The organism is Fretibacterium fastidiosum, assembly GCF_000210715.1.
Classification (GTDB): Bacteria; Synergistota; Synergistia; order Synergistales; family Aminobacteriaceae; genus Fretibacterium; species Fretibacterium fastidiosum.
This window is the reverse complement of the sequence record NC_021038.1, coordinates 876,655-878,461: the sequence shown is the minus strand read 5'-3', so window position 1 is coordinate 878,461 and position 1,807 is coordinate 876,655. Positions and strand designations below refer to the sequence as shown.

General features: G+C 53.2%; 1 protein-coding gene. It reads left to right on the top strand.

What is annotated here, in order from left to right:
• The first annotated feature begins 770 nt into the window (after window positions 1–770).
• The gene (locus SY1_RS03895) at window positions 771–1,640 is read left to right on the top strand and encodes a hypothetical protein (RefSeq protein ID WP_015556248.1); all 870 of its coding nucleotides are present in this window, start codon (window positions 771–773) and stop codon (window positions 1,638–1,640) included.
• The last annotated feature ends 167 nt before the right edge of the window (window positions 1,641–1,807 follow it).

Sequence of the window (1,807 nt, the reverse complement as noted above, 5' to 3'; positions counted from 1 at the left end):
CTTGCCATGCAAATTCCACTCCCTTTACCGCTCGCAAACGTTGCAAAACAAGATATGGGCGTAGAACGTATGTTGAAGCTCGGTTGTAATTTGGATGATGCGGTAGCAGCCTATGGAAAAGAATGGCTTGAACAGTAGAGATTGAGAAGGAGCTACCTTAGCTAAATTAACTTCTGCCTTCAGAAGTATTGCTTCAACGGAGGATCGAAGCGGTTACAACGTGGCACTGAAGGAACTTTTGTCCGTATCGTTCGAGGCGTCTCGGGATGGAAATGCCCTCCATGCCCTCAAGCTGGAGCGCCAGTGTGTCGCATCTGGGCGTTGGAAAACGATACTTTCCGGCACAGGGGGACGCCAGGACGGAATACTATGCCGCCCGGCAGGCGAATCTGAGAGCCGGGCTCGAACACTTCCAGGAGCTCTAGCGCGAGGCGCTTTCTCCGGATGCGGTAAAGCTGGAGAAGGAAATCCAGGAACTCGATCTCATCGGGGCGCCGAAGATTTTTGTCGAGCCGCACAAGGATGGCCAGACGTACAAAGGTGAGATCATCCACGTGAACGAGGAACGCGGCTACTGCGTGCAGAGGATCGGCAGTGGCCTATACGTCCATAAACTGGACAGGACTGGATGTTCTCCCGGAGCGTGGTCAGAACCTGAAGATCGTTTGTGCCAGGGACGGCAGCACAGCGCGTATCGAGCCTCTGGAACAAAAGGACAAAAAAACGTTGCACAGATAGCCTGTGTGGCAAGATGGAAAGGAACGGGTTTCATGAAGAAGCTGCAAACGGGAAACGTGGTTATTGTTGTTCTGGTGTTGGGCATTCTGGCTGCCGGGGCGTATTTCCTGATGGGCAGCGGCTTGTTCATCAGTACGCCGGCCGTCGCCTCGATGACGCCGGAGGAGCTCGCCGCAGAGAATGAGGCGCTCATGAAGCAATTTCAGGAGGCTGGAAGATCGATTGGAGGGATGGCCGTCCTTGGAAGGAGCAAGGCGGCTTTGGAATGGCTTGAAAAGTACGCTCCTGATGGGCATCCTACGCCGTTACCGGACGACCCCAAGGCTGCCAATGAGGGGTTGAAGAAGCGCGTTGCCGATGCCAAGGTGATTTTTGAAGCGATGCAGGCCGCTGAAAAACGGGAAAATCCATGGTTGAGGCAATATTACGGCGAGGAAAACGAACAGACGCTTAAGAAACTCGGAATCAAGAGTTTGAAGGTTAAAGAGGCGCAGGACGATGAAATCAAAAAGTTCCTGAAGCCTGCAAGGACAACGGCAAAGGCCTTGAAGGGTTTCCTCTTGAAGCACGGTCGTGAAATCGCTCAGGACAAGAATTACAACCTTGCTTCGGTCTTGGACACCCCTGAGCATATCCTGGGGGTGGTGAAGCCGTATCTTGAGGAAGATGTAGATTACAACGACAGTCGTTTTTCGTTCCACGGCGACAACAAAGAGTGGTGGGTGGGTTACAAACTCGACGGCTTGTCCGACGAGCTTCGTCAGAAGATTGTTGAGGGTAACATCGGCTTGTATCGTGACCTGTACAAGGCCCCTGACAAGGGCAAGTACCTTATGGATATCAACGCACTCTACGATGGCGGAGACATTGTGTTCCTGAACGTGAATTCCATTCTCTTATAATACGTCGAATTGCAGCGTTAATTCTTCTTATTGGGGCGGCGTTTGCCGCCCTGTTCGGTTCCGGCCGACTGGTCCTGATACCAAATCGCGTCTAATATGGATTGCCTCCCCTGAAAGGGGAGGTGCCGCCAAGGGCGGCGGAGGGGTTTGGCCAGACGAGCGGCCTC